The organism is Methylocapsa acidiphila B2, assembly GCF_000427445.1.
Classification (GTDB): Bacteria; Pseudomonadota; Alphaproteobacteria; order Rhizobiales; family Beijerinckiaceae; genus Methylocapsa; species Methylocapsa acidiphila.
In genome coordinates, this window is the sequence record NZ_KE386496.1 from 3620028 (window position 1) to 3637349 (window position 17322).

The 17322-nt window shown below is 61.8% G+C and carries 12 protein-coding genes; 7 read left to right on the forward strand and 5 right to left on the reverse strand.

What is annotated here, in order from left to right; all coding sequences use genetic code 11:
- The first annotated feature begins 118 nt into the window (after positions 1–118).
- Entirely contained in the window at positions 119–4321 is a 4203-nt protein-coding gene (rpoC, locus tag METAC_RS0119975; RefSeq protein WP_026608380.1) for a DNA-directed RNA polymerase subunit beta', read from the forward strand.
- 164 nt (positions 4322–4485) lie between these two features.
- Here rpoC and METAC_RS0119980 read toward each other — a convergent pair whose 3' ends face one another.
- A complete protein-coding gene (locus METAC_RS0119980) occupies positions 4486–5466 on the reverse strand; it encodes a catalase family peroxidase (RefSeq protein ID WP_036256875.1) in 981 nt (326 codons plus the stop codon).
- A 293-nt stretch (positions 5467–5759) separates the two neighbouring features.
- Between METAC_RS0119980 and METAC_RS0119985 the strand changes: the two genes are divergently transcribed.
- The 4 genes from METAC_RS0119985 (at position 5760) to METAC_RS0120005 (ending at position 11384) form a co-directional block, all read left to right on the forward strand.
- A complete protein-coding gene (locus tag METAC_RS0119985) occupies positions 5760–6827 on the forward strand; it encodes an enoyl-CoA hydratase/isomerase family protein (protein ID WP_026608382.1) in 1068 nt (355 codons plus the stop codon).
- Positions 6824–7318 carry a DUF6163 family protein gene (locus METAC_RS24675; RefSeq protein WP_051335719.1) on the forward strand — a complete coding sequence of 165 codons (495 nt, stop codon included), beginning with the start codon at positions 6824–6826 and terminating at the stop codon, positions 7316–7318. Before METAC_RS0119985 ends, METAC_RS24675 begins: the two co-directional genes overlap by 4 nt.
- A gap of 363 nt (positions 7319–7681) precedes the next feature.
- The gene (locus METAC_RS24680; RefSeq protein WP_051335890.1) at positions 7682–9859 is read left to right on the forward strand and encodes an RNA degradosome polyphosphate kinase; all 2178 of its coding nucleotides are present in this window, start codon (positions 7682–7684) and stop codon (positions 9857–9859) included.
- A 7-nt stretch (positions 9860–9866) separates the two neighbouring features.
- Complete coding sequence (locus METAC_RS0120005) at positions 9867–11384, forward strand: Ppx/GppA family phosphatase (protein ID WP_051335720.1); 1518 nt, start codon at positions 9867–9869, stop codon at positions 11382–11384.
- A gap of 33 nt (positions 11385–11417) precedes the next feature.
- Here the strand turns inward: METAC_RS0120005 and rnd are convergent, their stop codons facing one another.
- Complete coding sequence (gene rnd, locus METAC_RS0120010) at positions 11418–12587, reverse strand: ribonuclease D (RefSeq protein ID WP_026608384.1); 1170 nt, start codon at positions 12585–12587, stop codon at positions 11418–11420.
- 159 nt (positions 12588–12746) lie between these two features.
- Between rnd and aspS the strand changes: the two genes are divergently transcribed.
- Together aspS and METAC_RS0120020 are read left to right on the forward strand one after the other, a co-directional pair.
- Entirely contained in the window at positions 12747–14648 is a 1902-nt protein-coding gene (gene aspS, locus METAC_RS0120015) for an aspartate--tRNA ligase (protein WP_026608385.1), read from the forward strand.
- Between the two features lie 53 nt (positions 14649–14701).
- Positions 14702–15388: a DJ-1/PfpI family protein gene (locus METAC_RS0120020; protein ID WP_026608386.1), complete on the forward strand. Its 687-nt coding sequence runs from the start codon at positions 14702–14704 to the stop codon at positions 15386–15388.
- Between the two features lie 17 nt (positions 15389–15405).
- On the opposite strand, the gene METAC_RS0120025 is transcribed toward METAC_RS0120020, so the two are convergent.
- The 3 genes from METAC_RS0120025 to METAC_RS24685 all read right to left on the reverse strand — a co-directional run bounded on the left by METAC_RS0120025 (position 15406) and on the right by METAC_RS24685 (position 17149).
- On the reverse strand, positions 15406–15675 hold the full coding sequence (locus tag METAC_RS0120025; protein ID WP_026608387.1) for a hypothetical protein: 270 nt from the start codon (positions 15673–15675) through the stop codon (positions 15406–15408).
- Between the two features lie 266 nt (positions 15676–15941).
- Positions 15942–16175: a hypothetical protein gene (locus METAC_RS0120030; RefSeq protein WP_026608388.1), complete on the reverse strand. Its 234-nt coding sequence runs from the start codon at positions 16173–16175 to the stop codon at positions 15942–15944.
- 242 nt (positions 16176–16417) lie between these two features.
- A complete protein-coding gene (locus METAC_RS24685) occupies positions 16418–17149 on the reverse strand; it encodes a hypothetical protein (RefSeq protein WP_036255743.1) in 732 nt (243 codons plus the stop codon).
- Between the last annotated feature and the right edge of the window lie 173 nt (positions 17150–17322).

Below are 17322 nucleotides of genomic sequence, written 5' to 3' on the forward strand. Positions count from 1 at the left end.
CGCCGTGGCGCGCTGGCGCGGACCGTTGCGCGCCAGCGTCTGATTGAGCGTTATTTCGAGAGTTTCCGGCAAGCGGCTCGGCTGCGCCGCCGCTCCGCCGAAGCATCAGGAGATGGCTATGAATCAAGAGGTCATGAATCTCTTCAATCCGGTCGTGCAGCCTCAGGCGTTCGATCAGATCCAGATATCGATCGCCAGCCCCGAGAAAATTCTGTCCTGGTCCTTCGGCGAGATCAAGAAGCCGGAGACGATCAACTACCGCACCTTCAAGCCGGAGCGCGACGGCCTTTTTTGCGCGCGCATCTTCGGCCCGATCAAGGACTACGAGTGCTTGTGCGGCAAGTACAAGCGGATGAAATATAAGGGCGTCATCTGCGAGAAATGCGGCGTCGAGGTCACGTTGTCGCGGGTCCGGCGCGAGCGCATGGGGCATATCTCGCTTGCTGCTCCGGTCGCGCATATCTGGTTCCTGAAGTCGCTGCCGTCGCGCATCGGCTTGCTGCTCGATATGACGCTGAAGGATCTCGAGCGCATCCTCTATTTCGAGTCCTATATCGTTCTGGATCCGGGCCTCACGCCGTTGAAGGACCGCCAACTCCTCAACGAGGAGGATTACCTGCGCGCTCAGGACGAGTACGGCCAGGACTCCTTCACCGCCATGATCGGAGCCGAGGCGATCCGCGAGATCCTGCGCAACATGGATCTCGCCACGATCGCAGAGCAACTCAAGATCGAGATCGCGCAGTCGACGACGGAGCTCAAGCCGAAGAAGCTCGCCAAGCGCCTGAAAATCATCGAGGCCTTCATGCATTCCGGCAATAAGCCGGAGTGGATGATCCTGACCGAGGTTCCGGTCATTCCGCCGGATTTGCGGCCGCTGGTGCCGCTCGACGGCGGGCGATTCGCGACCTCGGACCTCAACGATCTTTATCGCCGCGTCATCAACCGCAACAATCGTCTGAAGCGCCTCATCGAATTGCGCGCGCCTGACATCATCGTGCGCAACGAGAAGCGCATGCTGCAGGAGGCGGTGGACGCGTTGTTCGACAATGGGCGCCGCGGCCGCGTTATCACCGGCGCCAACAAGAGGCCGTTGAAGTCGCTCGCTGACATGTTGAAAGGCAAGCAGGGCCGTTTCCGCCAGAACCTGCTCGGCAAGCGCGTCGATTATTCCGGCCGCTCGGTCATCGTCGTCGGTCCCGACCTCAAGCTGCATCAATGCGGCTTGCCGAAGAAGATGGCGTTGGAGCTTTTCAAGCCCTTCATCTATTCGCGGCTCGACGCGAAGGGCTTCTCTGCGACGGTCAAGCAGGCGAAGAAACTGGTCGAGAAGGAGAAGCCCGAAGTTTGGGACATTCTCGACGAGGTCATCCGCGAGCATCCGGTGATGCTCAACCGGGCGCCGACGCTGCATCGCCTCGGCATTCAGGCCTTCGAGCCGAAGCTGATCGAAGGCAAGGCGATCCAACTGCATCCGCTTGTCTGCGCCGCCTTCAACGCCGATTTCGACGGCGATCAGATGGCGGTGCATGTGCCCTTGTCGCTCGAGGCGCAGCTCGAAGCGCGCGTGCTCATGATGTCGACCAACAACATCCTGCATCCGGCCAATGGTCAGCCGATCATCGTGCCGAGTCAGGATATCGTGCTCGGACTCTATTATGTCTCGCTGATGCGCGACGGCGAGCCTGGGCAGGGCATGGCCTTCGCCAATATTGGCGAGATCGAGCACGCCTTGCAGGCCAAGGCGATCACGCTGCATACGCGGATTAAGGGCCGCGCCTGGACCTATGACGCGGAGGGCAAGCGCGTGTCGAAGATCTTCGACACCACGCCCGGACGCTTGATCCTTGGCCAGCTTCTACCGAACCACACGAAGATTCCCTTCGACGTCGTGAATAAGCTCATGACGAAAAAGGAAATCTCCAACATGATCGACATCGTCTACCGCAATTGCGGGCAGAAGGAGACGGTCATTTTCTGCGACCGGATCATGGCGCTTGGCTTCCGCGAGGCCTTCAAGGCCGGCATCTCCTTCGGCAAGGACGACATGGTCGTGCCGGAGACAAAGCCGCGCATCATCGCCGAGACCAGCGCGCTGGCGAAGGAATATGAGCAGCAGTATAACGACGGCCTCATCACGCATGGCGAGAAATACAACAAGGTCGTCGACGCCTGGGCCAAATGCTCGGACAAGCTCGCCGAGGAGATGATGGCCCGCATCTCGTCGGTTCAGAAGGACGACCTCGGCCGCGACAAGCCGATCAACTCGATCTACATGATGTCGCACTCGGGTGCGCGCGGCTCGCCGACGCAGATGAAGCAGCTCGCGGCGATGCGCGGCCTGATGACGAAGCCGTCGGGCGAGATCATCGAGACTCCGATCATCTCGAACTTCAAGGAAGGCCTCACCGTGCTCGAGTATTTCAACTCGACTCACGGCGCGCGCAAAGGCCTCGCCGACACGGCGTTGAAGACGGCGAACTCGGGCTATCTCACTCGGCGTCTCGTCGACGTCGCGCAGGACTCGATCATCACCTTGGTCGATTGCGGCTCTGAAAACGGCATCCGCATGCGCGCGATCATCGACGCCGGCCAGGTGGTCGCCTCGCTCGCCACCCGCATTCTGGGCCGGACCACTGCGGAGGACCTCAAGGACCTTGACGGCGGGATTATCGTCGCCGCCGGCGAGATGATCCAGGAGTGGCATATCGAGCGCATCAACGCCGCCGGCATCCAGGAGGTGAAGATCCGTTCGGTGCTGACCTGCGAAGCCAAGAACGGAGTCTGCGGCAAATGCTATGGCCGCGATCTCGCGCGAGGCACGCCGGTCAACATGGGCGAAGCCGTGGGCGTCATCGCGGCGCAGTCGATCGGCGAGCCCGGCACGCAGCTCACCATGCGCACGTTCCACATCGGCGGCGCGGCGCAGATCGCCGACCAGTCCTTCATCGAATCTAATTTCGAAGGAACGGTCAAGATCCGCAATCGCCATCTCGCCCGCAATTCCGAGGGCGACCTCATGGTGATGGCGCGCAATGTCGCAGTGGCGATCGAGGGCTCGGACGGCGTCGAGCGCGCCGTCCATCGCGTGCAGTACGGCGCCAGATTGAAAGTCGACGAAGGCGACAAGATCAAGCGCGGCCAGCGGATCGCCGAATGGGATCCCTACACCAGGCCGATCTTGACCGAAATCGACGGCGTCATCGGCTTTGAGGATCTCGTCGAAGGGGCCTCGATGACCGAAACGATCGACGAGGCGACCGGCATCGCTAAGCGCGTGGTCATCGACTGGCGATTAAATCAACGGTCGGCGACCTTGAAGCCGTCCATCGTGATCAAGACGGCGGACGGCAAGGTCGGTAAGCTGCAGCGCGGCGGCGACGCCCGCTACACGCTGCCGGTCGAGTCGATCATCGGCGTCGATCCGGGCGGCGAGGTCAAGGCGGGCGACATCATCGCGCGCATTTCGATGGAATCGGCGAAGACGCGCGACATCACCGGCGGTCTGCCGCGCGTCGCGGAATTGTTCGAGGCGCGTCGTCCGAAAGATCATGCGATCATCGCCGAAGCCTCTGGCACGGTGCAATTCGGCCGCGACTACAAGAACAAGACGCGCGTCTCGATCATCCCGAGCGAAGAAGGTGCGGAGCCGATCGAATATTTGATCCCGAAAGGCAAGCACATCCATCTTCAGGACGGCGACGTCGTGGAGAAGGGTGATTATATCGTCGACGGAAATCCCGCTCCGCACGACATTCTGGCGATCAAGGGTGTCGAGGAGCTCGCGGCTTATCTCGTCAATGAGATCCAGGAAGTCTACCGCCTGCAAGGCGTCAGCATCAACGACAAGCATATCGAGGTGATCGTCCGCCAGATGCTGCAGAAGGTCGATATCGTCGATCCCGGCGACACGGAATTTCTGTCCGGCGAGCAGGTCGACCAGCTCGAGCTCGACGAGGCCAATGCTAAGGCTGTCGAGATGGGCGGAAAGCCGGCCTCTGGAACGCCGGTTCTCCTCGGGATCACCAAGGCTTCGCTGCAGACGAGGTCTTTCATCTCCGCCGCCTCCTTCCAGGAGACGACCCGCGTGCTGACCGAAGCCGCCGTCAACGGCAAGGCCGACACGCTCGAGGGCTTGAAGGAAAACGTCATCGTCGGTCGGCTCATTCCCGCCGGCACTGGCGCGGCCATGGCGAAACTTCGCCGCGTCGCGACCCTGCGGGACGAGTTGATCCTGGCGCAAAAGGCGGAATCGTCGCAGTCCGCCGCGCCGCAGCCGACGGCCTTGCTGGAACAGCCGCGCGTGGCGGCCGAGGAATAGAACGGGCGCAGGCGCTCGCGCTTCATCGACAAACCTCGGGGCCTTCCGGTCCCGAGGTTTTATTTTGTCTCATGGCAGGGTGCTATTCGGGCGATGGGGAGCGCCAGCCGGACGTTTGGCTTGAACGCCGAGGCTTTCGTCCAGTCGGCGCAAGGCGCCCGCGTTTATGGATTTCGGCGCGAGAAGGAAACAGCGTAAGCGCCGTCGCGCACGCTGATCAGCGGATCGTCGGACAGCTCGATCCCATCGACGAGTCGACCCGGTAGGAACAAGAGCTGCTTTTGCGCCTCGAGACTGTCGGGCGCGGCTTTGTCGATCGTCAGCACGCCGAGCTCGACGACCTTATTCTCATCCGGCCAGGGGAGAGACGGATCCTTCGTTTGATCCGAAGGCGACGCGAGCTGCGCCTTCAGATAAAAGGTCACAGGGCCTTTCGCCAAGCGCGCGGTCAGTTCGTCGACGAGGAAATCCGGAGGCATTTTCGCTGCCTCCGCCTGGTCCAGATGAACGAGTTTCTCCGGGACGGCAATATAACGGACGGCTTGTTTCGCGCCTTTCTTATTGACCAGAATGAACGCGTCGACTCCGTTATATTGCTCGTCCGCGAAACTATCGGGCGTCGCGACTGTCGCCTGAGCGCGCGCAACCTGCGGATGGCTTTTGGCGAAGGTCTCGAATTTGGTCGGCTTTGGCGCATCGGGCGGACTTTCCGCCAATGCCAGCAGCAGGTCGCGGAATTCAGCGCCGGTCGCCACGGGGAAAAACTTCAATGAGTTGATGACCATATCGGTTTCATTGCCGTCCGGCAGGTGAAACTTGATCGCAAGCCCATGGGGATTGGCGCCGCCCGATCCATCAGGGATGGTGGGAAGGCCGGTCGCGTCCGAGAAGCGGACGGTCACGGGAACCGAGGGGCCATCGAACAGTACTGCTTTGCTCAGGGTCGACGCCTCTGGAGAGGGTTTGAACCGGCCCACGGCGACAATGCCCTTGGCGTGATTGGCGCGAAAGCCCGCGTGAACGCCGAAAAGCTTGTTCATCGCATCGACAATTTGGGCCTCGACGGGCGCGTCTTCGGCGCCGACGGGCAGGGACGCAATCATAAGGAGCGCCGCCGCACCGGCGGACAGTTTGGGGAGCGCCATATGAACCTCCAACGATGCTCCGGCTGCCAGATAGTCGGAGAAACACATTATAGGCCCAGAATATGTCTTCGTCTTATCCAATCGTCCGGCGATCCAAGGCTCGCGGCATCAAACCTGCCTAGAGGCAGCTGCGTTGACGCGGCCGCCTTCCGGGGTCTAATCCGTCAATCTCGAGGCGCCGGTCGACCACGATGGCTCGAATCGTAGGGCAGGCGCGTGAATCATCGAGAAGCCGGAGCCAGTCCTCTTCGAAAGCGCGCTTAGCTCTCGTGTTGAATTTTCGAGGAGAGGTCATGAGCGATCCGGAAATATCCTGCGCGAAAGAGGGACGCTGCGGCGTCATCGTCCTCAATCGCCCCGACGCGCTTAATGCGTTGACTTTGCCGATGGTGCGCGAGATCGCGCGCGCGCTCGACGCCTGGGAACATGATCCTGCGGTCCAAAGCGTCGTCGTCAAGGCGGCAGGCGACCGAGCCTTCTGCGCAGGGGCGGATATTCGACAGCTGCATGACTTGGGCAAAGCGGGACGCTTCGACGATCAGCTCGCCTTCTGGCGTGAGGAATATGTGCTCAATCGGCGCATCAAGCTTTATCCGAAGCCTTATGTTTCACTCGTCGACGGGATCGTCATGGGCGGCGGAGCAGGGATCTCGATTCATGGTTCGCATGTCGTCGCCGGAGAGAAATTCAGTTTCGCCATGCCTGAAGTCGGCATCGGCTTTTTCCCCGATGTCGGGGCCACCTATTTCCTGCCGCGCTTGCCGGGGAAAGCCGGCGTCTATATCGCCTTGACCGGCGCGCGTCTGACTTGCGGCGACGCGATCGCCTTCGGGCTCGCCTCCGCTCACGTGCCTTCCGCGCGTCATGAGGCCCTGGCGGGTAGGCTGATCGAGGGCCAAGACGTTTCCGCGGCTATCGCGGCGGAAGCCGCGCCGGCGCCTGAATCGGCTCTGGCCGGCCAGAGGCATTTCATCGATGGGTGCTTTGCGGCCAAGACTGTCGCTGCGATCCTGGACGAGATCGACGATGCGGCCTATGGCGGATCGGAATTCGCTTTCGCCACCTTCGAAACGATCCGCGCGAAATCGCCGACGAGCCTAACGATCGCTTTGCGGCAAATGCAGATCGGCGGAAGCCTCGACATTGACGAGGCGCTGCGGACGGAGTTTCGGATCGTTGCGCGCGTCGCCAGGGGCGAAGATTTCTACGAAGGCGTTCGCGCGGCCATAATCGACAAAGACCATAGTCCGGCCTGGCGGCCGGCCGAGATCGAAGCTGTGCAGCCGGCCGACGTCGATACTTATTTTGCGCCTTTGACGGCAGGCGAGCTTCAGGTCTCCGCGGAAATCCACGCGCCATGAAGGCGCCTTGGGGATCCGAAAAGAAACTGGAGCCGAGCGACTCCGGCGCGGCAATCAGGCTCGGCGATTCGACGACGAAAGGGACCGGGGAGACGTCGAGACGTTTTTCTTGGGGCCGCGTGCTCGTCGTCTTCATGCGTCTGCTGGCGGTGATCTGGGTCGCCCAAGGCCTGCTTCAATGGAGCGCGATGCTCCTGCCCGAAAAGGCGCTGTTCGATACGGCCGCGCCGATTTGGAGCGCCGCGGCAATTTTTTTCGCGATCCTCGATCTGGTGGCGGCCGTCGGACTTTGGCTCGCGACGCCCTGGGGCGGCGTTCTTTGGCTGTTCGGCGCCATCGCTCAGATCCTCGCCACCCTTGCAATTCCTAACTTCTTCTCGATGATCTGGATAAGTGTGAACATTATCTTGATCGTCGCCTATTTCACTTTAACTTGGGCGGCCGGTCGAGCGAACCCTCCATTCATCGGGGGCAGACAGCGCCGCTCTTAAATCTATGCGCGAAGGTCGGTCGCGCGAGCGGCGTGCGGCTGGCGCGTCTTGCAGAGCAAAAGCCCTGCGCGCCAAAGCGGGCGCGGCATATTTGCGGCCTAAGGTTCGACGCCGCAGCGGCGCCAGATTTCGCAATTCATGTTTACGTCATGAAAAACAATGACATTCCGGCTCGTTTCCAATGAGGAGGCCATATTGCGTCCACCGGCTCAGGGACAAAAGCCTATCGGCTCGCCGCGCGCGAGCAGGACGCGGCGCACGGCCAAGCCAGACGAGGGTTTAGAGTCCGCTGCATCCGCCGAGGCGCGCGAAAAAGGCGCGCCGAGCGCGGCGATCGAGGTCCCTCGCGCGCCCGAGCCCGCAATTAACGGCGCCCCGTCGTTGGTCGGCTTGCGCAAGGATGTCGGTGAGTTGGCCCATTCGCCGCGTCGCTTCATCAATAGAGAGTTGTCTTGGCTCGAATTCAATTGGCGAGTCATGCAGGAGGCCTCGAACCGCAATCATCCGCTTCTTGAGCAATTGCGCTTCTTGTCGATTTCGGCCGACAATCTCGACGAGTTTTTCATGGTGCGCGTCGCCGGTCTGCGTGGCCAGCTCCGCGCCGGAGTCACGAGTCCATCGGAAGACGGGCTGACGCCGGCCGAGCAGCTCGCAAAGATCCGCGAGCGGGTGAGCCTCCTAGCGGTCGAGCAACAGCGCCGGTGGCGTGAGCTGCGCCAGGATCTCGACGGCGTGGGCATCGCCATCGTCGATGCGCCCGATCTTTCCAAGTCCGAGGCGGATTGGCTCGAGCAATATTTCATCACGCATGTCTTTCCGGTGTTGACGCCGCTTGCGATCGATCCGGCGCATCCCTTCCCCTTCATCCCAAATTTCGGCTTCACCATCGCGCTCGAACTGATCGAGCCCGGCGGCAATAAAACGTCCAAGGCGCTGATCCGTTTGCCAGCCAAAATCGAGCGGTTCGTCAGGCTGCCCGAGAGCGCTGGAGACAGGCGCCAGCGCTTCGTCGCGCTGGAGACGATGATCGGCATGTTCACGCAGAGCCTTTTTCCGGGCTATCGCGTCCGCGGGCTTGGCCTGTTCAGAATTATCCGCGACAGCGATCTCGAGGTGGAGGAGGAGGCGGAGGATCTCGTTCTCCTGTTTGAGACCGCCCTGAAGCGTCGGCGTCTTGGATCGGTCATCAGGCTCGAGTTCGACAGCCTTATGCCGGAAGAACTGCGCGCTTTCGTCGCCGAAGAGCTCGCCGTGGTTGAGGAGGAGATCTTCATCCTCGACGGAATGCTGGCCTTGAACGAATTGTCTGAGCTCGTGAACCTCGATCGGCCGGATCTCAAGTTCAAGCCTTATAATCCGCGCTTTCCCGAGCGGCTTCGCGACAATGGCGGGGATTGCTTTCTGACCGTCAAGCAGAAGGACCTCGTCGTCCATCACCCTTACGAGTCTTTCGACGTCGTCGTGCAGTTCCTGAATCAGGCGGCGACCGATCCGAATGTGGTGGCGATCAAGCAGACTCTCTACCGCACCTCGTCCAACAGCCCGATCGTTCGCGCCCTCATCGATGCGGCGGAGGCCGGCAAATCGGTGACCGCCCTCGTGGAGTTGAAGGCGCGGTTCGACGAGGCCGCCAACATACGCTGGGCCCGAGATCTCGAGCGCGCTGGCGTGCAGGTGGTCTTCGGTTTCCTTGAACTAAAGACCCACGCCAAATTATCCATGGTGGTGCGCAAGGAAGGCGGCGCCTTGGTCACCTACTGCCATGTCGGCACCGGAAACTATCATCCGGTGACCGCGAAAATCTACACAGACATTTCCTTCTTCACCGCCGATGCGGCGATTGGCCGCGACGTTTCGCGCATCTTCAACTTCATCACCGGCTATGCGAAGCCCGCGAGCCTCGAGCGCATGGCGGTGTCGCCGATCTCGCTGAAGACGCGCCTGCTCGACCATGTGGCGCAGGAGATCGCCTATGTGAAGGCGGGAAAGCCGGGGTCGATCTGGGCGAAATGCAACGCCCTGGTCGATCCGGAGATCATCGACGCTTTCTATGAGGCGAGCCAGGCTGGCGTGGTCATCGACCTCGTCATTCGCGGCATTTGTTGCCTGCGGCCGGGTCTTCCGGGCCTTTCCGAAAACATTCGGGTCAAATCCATCATCGGCCGTTTTCTTGAGCATGCCCGCGTCTTTTGCTTCGGCGGCGGTCACGAGCTGCCGCATCCGAAAGCGCATGTCTATATTTCATCCGCCGATCTGATGCCGCGCAATCTCGATCGCCGGGTCGAGGCGCTCTTGCCTATCCTCAATCCGACCGTTCACGAGCAGGTGCTCGATCAGATCATGATCGCCAATCTGATCGACAATCAGCAGAGCTACCGGGTCTTGCCTGACGGATCGAGCGCGCGCATACAGGCGGCGCCGGGCGAGGAGCCGTTTAACGCCCATTCCTATTTCATGACCAATCCGAGCCTTTCCGGGCGCGGCAAATCTCTCAAGCATTCGAGCCCCAAGACCCTCTTCAAGCGGTTGGAAACCCGTTGATTCGATCATGTTGAATTTCAATCCACAACAAGCCGTGGACGTGCGGGCGAAACATCCTGTCGCGATCGTCGACATCGGGTCAAACTCGGTGCGCCTCGTGGCCTATGAGAGCCGCACGCGCTCGCCGCGGCCTATCTTCAACGAGAAATCCCTTTGCGCGCTCGGCAATGGCGTGGCGACGACGGGGCGCTTGCCGAAAGCGGGAGTGGACAAGGCGCTGGCCGCGCTGCGCCGTTTCCGCGTTCTCTGCGACATCATGGCCGTCGGCGATCTGCATGTGATCGCGACGGCCGCGGCGCGCGACGCCTTGAACGGGGTTGAGTTTCTCTCCGCCGCCTCGGAAGCCATCGGCGCGCAGATCGCGCTTCTGTCCGGCGATCGCGAGGCCGAACTCTCGGCGCATGGCGTCATCGCCGGGATCTCGAGGCCTGATGGCGTCGTCGGCGATCTCGGCGGCGGCTCGCTCGAGCTTATCGACGTCAAGGGCGCGACGCTCGGCAAGGGCGCGACCCTGCCGCTCGGCGGGCTCACCTTGATGGACGCATCCGGGCAGTCGCCGCGCGCTGCGGTCAAGATCGTGCGCGACGCGCTCGCGAAATCACGCATTCTCGATCGGGTTGCCGGGCGCACCTTCTACGCCGTCGGCGGCACCTGGCGCGCCTTGGCCAAGCTCCACATGAGCCAGCGTCATTATCCGTTGAGCGTGATGCACGGTTATGTGATTCCGGCGCAGGACGCCGCCGATTTCGCCGGCCTCGTCGAAAGGGTGAACACGGAAACCCTGATCTCGATCGAGTCCGTCAGCGCGGCGCGGCGTCCGCTCCTCGCCTATGGCGCCGTCGTGCTCGAGGAAATCATTCGCCGGGCGCAGCCCAAGGATGTGATGATCTCGACGACCGGCGTCCGCGAGGGCCTCCTTTACGAAATGCTGCACGCTTCGGAACGGCAGCAGGACCCTCTGCTCATCGCGGCGGCGGAGTTCAATCAGCTTTTCTCGCGAGCGCCGGCCCATGCAGAGGATCTTTGCGCCTGGACCGACCTCTTCATGCGCTCCACCCATCTCGAAGAAACCGCCGAGGAAAAGCGCCTCCGCCATGCCGCTTGCCTTCTCGCCGACGTTAATTGGCGCGCTCATCCGGACTATCGCAGCGAGGAAAGCCTGAATCTGATCGAGAACACGGCATTCATGGGGGTCGACCATCCCGGGCGGTCATTTCTCGTCCTGGCCATGTCCTACCGCTATCTCGGCCTCGACGCCGACGTGAGCCCGCAGATTCGCGCGCTCGTTTCCTCGCGCTCCCTCGACAAGGCGCGCATCCTCGCCGCGGCGATGCGGCTCGCCTATCTTTTGTCTGGCGCCATGCCGGACGTTCTGGCGCGAACCCCGGTCGCTTGCGTGAAATCTAGGGTAGTTTTGACCTTGCCGAGCGATCTCGCGGATCTGGCGAGCGAGCGGGTCCATAATCGCTTGAAGCAGCTGGCGAGGCTCATCGGGCGAGAGCCGGCGATCACCGTCGCGGGGTGACGCGGGACTCGAAATCCGCGCAGCCGCTGCGCGTCACGACTCCTCCGCCGCCGCCTCCTGCCATTCGAGCGTGACGACCTTGCCATGCTCCACGGTTAGGGCGAGGCGGCCCTGCTTCAACTCGAGCGCCTTGGCGCCGAATAGCTCGCGCCGCCAGCCGCGGAGAGCTGGAACGTCGGCTTTGTCATCGGCGGCGATCGCCTCAAGATCATCGACGGTGGCGACCATCTTGGCGGCCACGCCGTGGCTTTCGCTGACATGCCGCAGCAGGACCTTCAAAAGCTCGACCGTCGCGCCATTGCCGCCCCCGCGACGCTCGCGCTCGAGCTTGGGCAGGGTTTTCGCGTCGCGCGCAAGGCCGCGCTCGATCGAGGCGAGGATTTCGACGCCGGCGCGCGAGCGCTCCATGCCGCGCGGAAAGGCCCGCAGATTGCCGAGCGCATCGGCCGTCCGCGGCGCCGCGAGCGCGAGCTCGATCAGGACGTCGTCCTTGAGGACGCGGGAGCGCGGCACGTCGCGCGCCTGGGCCTCGGCCTCGCGCCAAGCCGCGACCTCCATCAGCACGGCGAGATCGCGCGGCTTGCGGACCCGGTTGCGAAAACGCTCCCAGGCGTTTTCCGGATGCTGGGAATAGGTGGAGGGCGAGGTCAGAAGCGCCATTTCGTCGCTCAGCCAGGCGAGTCTCTCGCTCTGCTCCAGTTTCTGCCGGAGGAAGGCGTAAATATCGCGGAGATAGGTCACGTCGGCGATGGCGTAATCGACCTGGGCGGGCAAAAGAGGCCGGCGCGACCAATCGGTGAAGCGCGAAGACTTATCGAGCACGACTTTCGTTACGGTCTGGACCAGATCGCCGTAGGAGACCTGATCGCCGAAGCCGCAGACCATGGCCGCGACCTGGGTGTCGAACAGAGGCGCGGGGATGAGCTTGGCGAGATTCCAGATGATCTCGATATCCTGCCTCGCGGCATGAAACACCTTGGTGAGCGACTGATCGGCCATCAGCTCGAAAAAAGGCGAGAGGTCCAATCCATCAGCCAAAGCGTCGACCGCGACGGCTTCCTCGGGCGAGGCGATCTGAACGACGCAGAGGCGCGGCCAAAATGTGGTTTCCCGCAAGAACTCCGTATCGACCGTTACGAAGGAGTGCTTTGCAAAGCGGCGACAGGCGTCCGCCAGATGTTGCGTGGTCGCGATCAGGCTCATATTCGCTCAATAAAGCAAAGCCCGACGCGCGGCTATAGGTTCGCGCCATCGGGGGACCCTCGCGCCTTGACAGAAGTCCGCGCCCATGCCGTTCTCCGCCCTCATCACGAAACGCGCCCGGCGGCCCTGTCCGCGATCCTCTTGCCTGTGACCGAAATCATGCATCGCTACCGTTCTCATAGCTGCGGCGACCTGCGCGAAGCGCTGGCCGGCGAAACGACCCGCCTCTCTGGCTGGTGCCACCGAATCCGCGACCACGGCGGCGTGCTGTTCATCGACTTGCGTGACCATTATGGCGTTACGCAATGCGTTGTCGACCCCGACTCGAAGGCTTTCGCGCTGGCGGAGAAGCTGCGCTCGGAATGGGTGGTGCGCATCGACGGGCTCGTGCGCAAGCGCCCCGACGGCACCGAGAATCCGGAAATGCCGACCGGCTTCGTCGAGGTTTACGTGACCGAGATCGAAGTGCTGGGTCCCGCCGCCGAATTGCCGCTTCCGGTCTTCGGCGAGCATAATTATCCCGAGGACATGCGGTTGCGTTATCGCTTTCTCGATCTGCGCCGCGACAAGCTCCACAAGAACATCATGCTGCGCGGTCAGATCATCGACTCGCTGCGCGCCCGCATGAAGGAGCGCGGCTTTTTCGAGTTTCAGACGCCTATCCTGACCGCCTCCAGCCCTGAAGGCGCGCGGGACTTTCTCGTGCCCTCGCGGTTGCATCCCGGCAAATTCTACGCGCTGCCGCAGGCGCCGCAGCAATTCAAGCAATTGATCATGGTCGCGGGCTTCGACCGCTATTTCCAGATCGCGCCTTGCTTTCGCGACGAGGACGCGCGCGCCGACCGCAGCCCCGGCGAGTTCTACCAACTCGACGTCGAGATGAGCTTTGTGACGCAAGAGGATGTCTTCGCGGAGGTCGAGCCTGTCCTGCGTGGGATTTTCGAGGAATTCGGCGGCGGTCGTCCCGTGACGCCGAAATTTCCCTTGATCTCCTACAGCGCCGCGATTCGCGCTTTCGGAACGGACAAGCCGGACCTGCGCAATCCGCTCCTCATTCACGACGTCACCAACGCCTTCAGGGACTCGGGCTTCGGCGTTTTTGCGAAGCGCCTCGCCGCCGATCCCGAGGCGGCGGTGTGGGCCATCCCCGCGCCGGGCGGCGGCCAGCGTACATTCTGCGACCGCATGGACAGCTGGGCGAAGAGCGAAGGGCAGCCAGGACTCGCCTATATTTTTTGGCGGGAAGGGGAGGAGGCGGGCGCCGGGCCAGTCGCCAAGAATATCGGCCTGGAGCGCGGCGAACATATTCGCCGAGGGCTGAGCGGAAGATCCGGTGAATGGGTCCAACTGCCGGCGCCCGAAACGCTGGACGACGAACGATTTCCGCTCGAAGTGGCGGAGCCCTATCGGCGTCTGCGGCCTGATGGGCTTATGGCGGGCGACGCGGTCTTTTTCGTGCTCGGCAAGCCCAAGGACATTTATAAGTTTGCCGGGGCGGCGCGGCTCAAGATCGGTAAGGAGCTCAACCTCTCAAGCGGCGACGTGTTTGAATTCTGCTGGATCGTCGATTTCCCGATGTATGAATGGAATGAAGACGAGAAGAAGATCGATTTCTCGCACAATCCTTTCTCCATGCCGAATTTCGAGCATGAAACTTTCGTCGGCCTGGATGCGGCGGACGAGAAAACCGTTCTTGGGATCAAGGCCTTCCAATATGACATCGTGTGCAATGGAATCGAGCTGTCCTCCGGCGCGATCCGCAACCATCGCCCCGACATTATGCGCAAAGCTTTCGCCCTCGCCGGCTATGACGAGAGTGTGCTCGAGGAGAAATTCGGCGGCATGTATCGCGCCTTCCAATATGGCGCGCCGCCGCATGGCGGGATCGCGCCTGGCGTCGACCGCATCGTCATGTTACTCGCAGGCGAGGAAAACTTGCGCGAAATCGTCTTGTTCCCAATGAATCAGCGCGCTGAGGATCTCCTCATGGGCGCGCCTTCGACGGTCACCGCCAAGCAATTGCGCGAATTGCACATCAGGCTCAATTTGCCCAATGGCTAGAGCCTGAGCGTCTCAAGACGGCGTCACATTCCAATGCGAGGGGAGAGGCCCGGATGAATATCGTCATGCTTCTCTACCCTCGGCTCACCCAGCTCGACCTCACCGGACCCTTCGAGATTTTCGCGCATTTCGAGGAATTGACAGTCCATCTCGTCTGGAAGGATCTCGAGCCGGTCGCGAGCGACCCCGGCGGATTGCGCCTGCTGCCGACGGCGCGCCTCGCGGATTGCCCGCAGGCGGATGTTCTCTTCGTGCCTGGTGGACCTGGCCAGGCTGCGCTCATGGAAGATGACGAGGTCCTCGATTTCCTGCGCGGCCAGGGCGCGCGCGCGGCCTATGTGACCTCGGTCTGCACCGGCTCGCTGGTTCTCGCGGCGGCAGGACTTCTGACCGGCTACCGGGCGACCTGCCACTGGGCCTCGATCAATCAGCTCGCATATTTTGGGGTCGAAACCGTCGTGGATCGAGTCGTCATCGACCGCAACCGCGTGACGGGCGCCGGCGTGACCTCGGGGATCGACTTCGCCTTGACCCTCTGCGCCGCCGTTTTTGGCGCGGATCGGGCGCGGCGCGCGCAACTTGCAGTGGAATATGATCCAAAGCCGCCCTTTGAAGGCGGCTCCGCCGAGAGTTCAGACCCGGCGCTTGTCGCGAGCCTTCGCGCGGATCTTGCGGCTTTTCAAAAGCAGCGCGAAGAGATCGCCCACCGGGCCGCGGCGGCCCTGAAATCTCGTCGCTAGGGCCGTGGAGCGCGGCGCTATTCCTCGCCTTCCTGACCGGCGGCGAGCCAGCTGTAGCCGCCCTGGTCCCAAATCTGCGCCAGTCTCTGGTCCGCGCCATATTGCGGATATTGCACCTTGATCAGATTATATTCCTTGAGGAAGGACGCGAGATCCTCGCCCTGAAGCGAGACGATCTGATTTTCGGATTTGAAATGGAGCGTATAGGCGGAGTTGTCCTCGTTTGATCGCAACTCATATTCCTCGCCGCCTTCGACAAAGACGTTCAGCTGGTCGATTTCAGCCATGTTCCCGTTCCCCCGAAGCGGGTGCTCCGCGCTCGGACTAATTTGAAGTTGCGCCATCGCGTGCGGCACCATCGGGCGGCGCTCGCGTCCCAGATCAAGCGCGGGCGTCCCGTTGCGGTCATTGTAAACGCCCGTCGGCTCTTTGTCCCCGTCCGTCGGGGCGAGCCTGACATGGACTCCGCTTAAGACGATTGGAAAGCGATTATGGTCCGGAGCGAATTGGCGCAGACCTCGGAAGTCAATCCACGCCGAGCCTGACCTCGGTCCTAAACCATCAAAATATGGTCTATGGACGAATAGGGGATGAGATAGGTGCGGCTGCCGTCGGTCCAGGACACGGAGACGTCGCCGATGGCGATTTCCTGATCCTGCACGCTATGTCCCGAGATGATATGCGTCGAGCCGGCGATCGTCGTGATCTTGGTGTCGCGATGGGCGTTTTTCGCCTTGGCGACGAGCCCTTCGATCAGGCCCTTCATGATGGCGTCTTTATCACTCATTGTTCGCCTCTGTTTCGCTTCGAGCCGCCGGATAGGGTTGGCAATCCGCCACGCTCGGCATCGGTTTGGTCCGTCCGACAGCGGTCCCGACGCGCAGCAAAGCATTCAAGAAAGGCGCCGCTCGGCGAGGCGTCGGCGCGACGCTTCGCGCCAGATCAATAAATTGAAGCACGTTCTTTTGAGACATCGGATATTTCCGGCGTCTCAATGGTGAAAAAGGCCCCCAGCTTTCGGGACATTTTTTAAGCGGCGGGCTTCGCTGCCTCCGGCGCGACATAGGGCTCGAAAAGGAAATCGCGCGTCTTCATGCTGGCGAGGCGTCCGTCGGCTCGGATCGACGGGTCGCGCGCCCGCGCGGCGGCGATCGAGCGCCAATTGGTTCCGGGGGCGGGCCAAGCCGAGAGGATTTGCTGGCTGTCATTGTTGCGATAGATCGCGACAAAGGGATAGATCGGATTTTGGATCTGGTGCTTGCTGACCTGCAGGAGCCGGCCGGAAATCTGCGCGGGGATGCTCAGCATGTCGCCAAGGCGCTCGCCGACATAGGCTTCGGCGAACGAGGCCTGCTTGTCGAGACCGACGCTGATCAGCGAAATGAGAAGGTTCTGCTGCTCCAAAGGCGTCTCGGGCGCTTCGGGCGCGCTTTGAATCGGGGAGACCGCGTCGAAAAAGGTCGGCATGATGGTCGTCTGATCGACGCAATCGGGCAGACGCAGGATCTCCTTGCTGGTCTTCACGCCATATTTTTCGGCGGCGCCATTTCGGACGGACTCAACCTCGTCGAGCTCGAAGACCGCCAGAAATTGCTGCAGGGGTCGAACGTCGATCTGGTTCGGGCCGAACGTGAATTTTTGGCCGGAGCGCATCCCCGGCAGACCGAGAACATGGTCGAAGAATTCAGCGAACCATTCATGGAAGGCCGCTTCCTTTTTCGGGACCGGATCCAATAGGACGATAAAGACGCCTTCCGACATTGATCTCGTTCCTCGAAAGCTCAAAAAAATATTTCCAGCGCGGCTGACTGGTTCCCGAGCGCCGCCTGCTTCGAACGCCTGAAGTTCGGCTCGCGCGGCCCTGTTCGTCGCCGTGAAAGCCTTGCATTCAAGAACGGCGCCGGAATTTTGTCGAAATCGACGGGGGCAGCGCC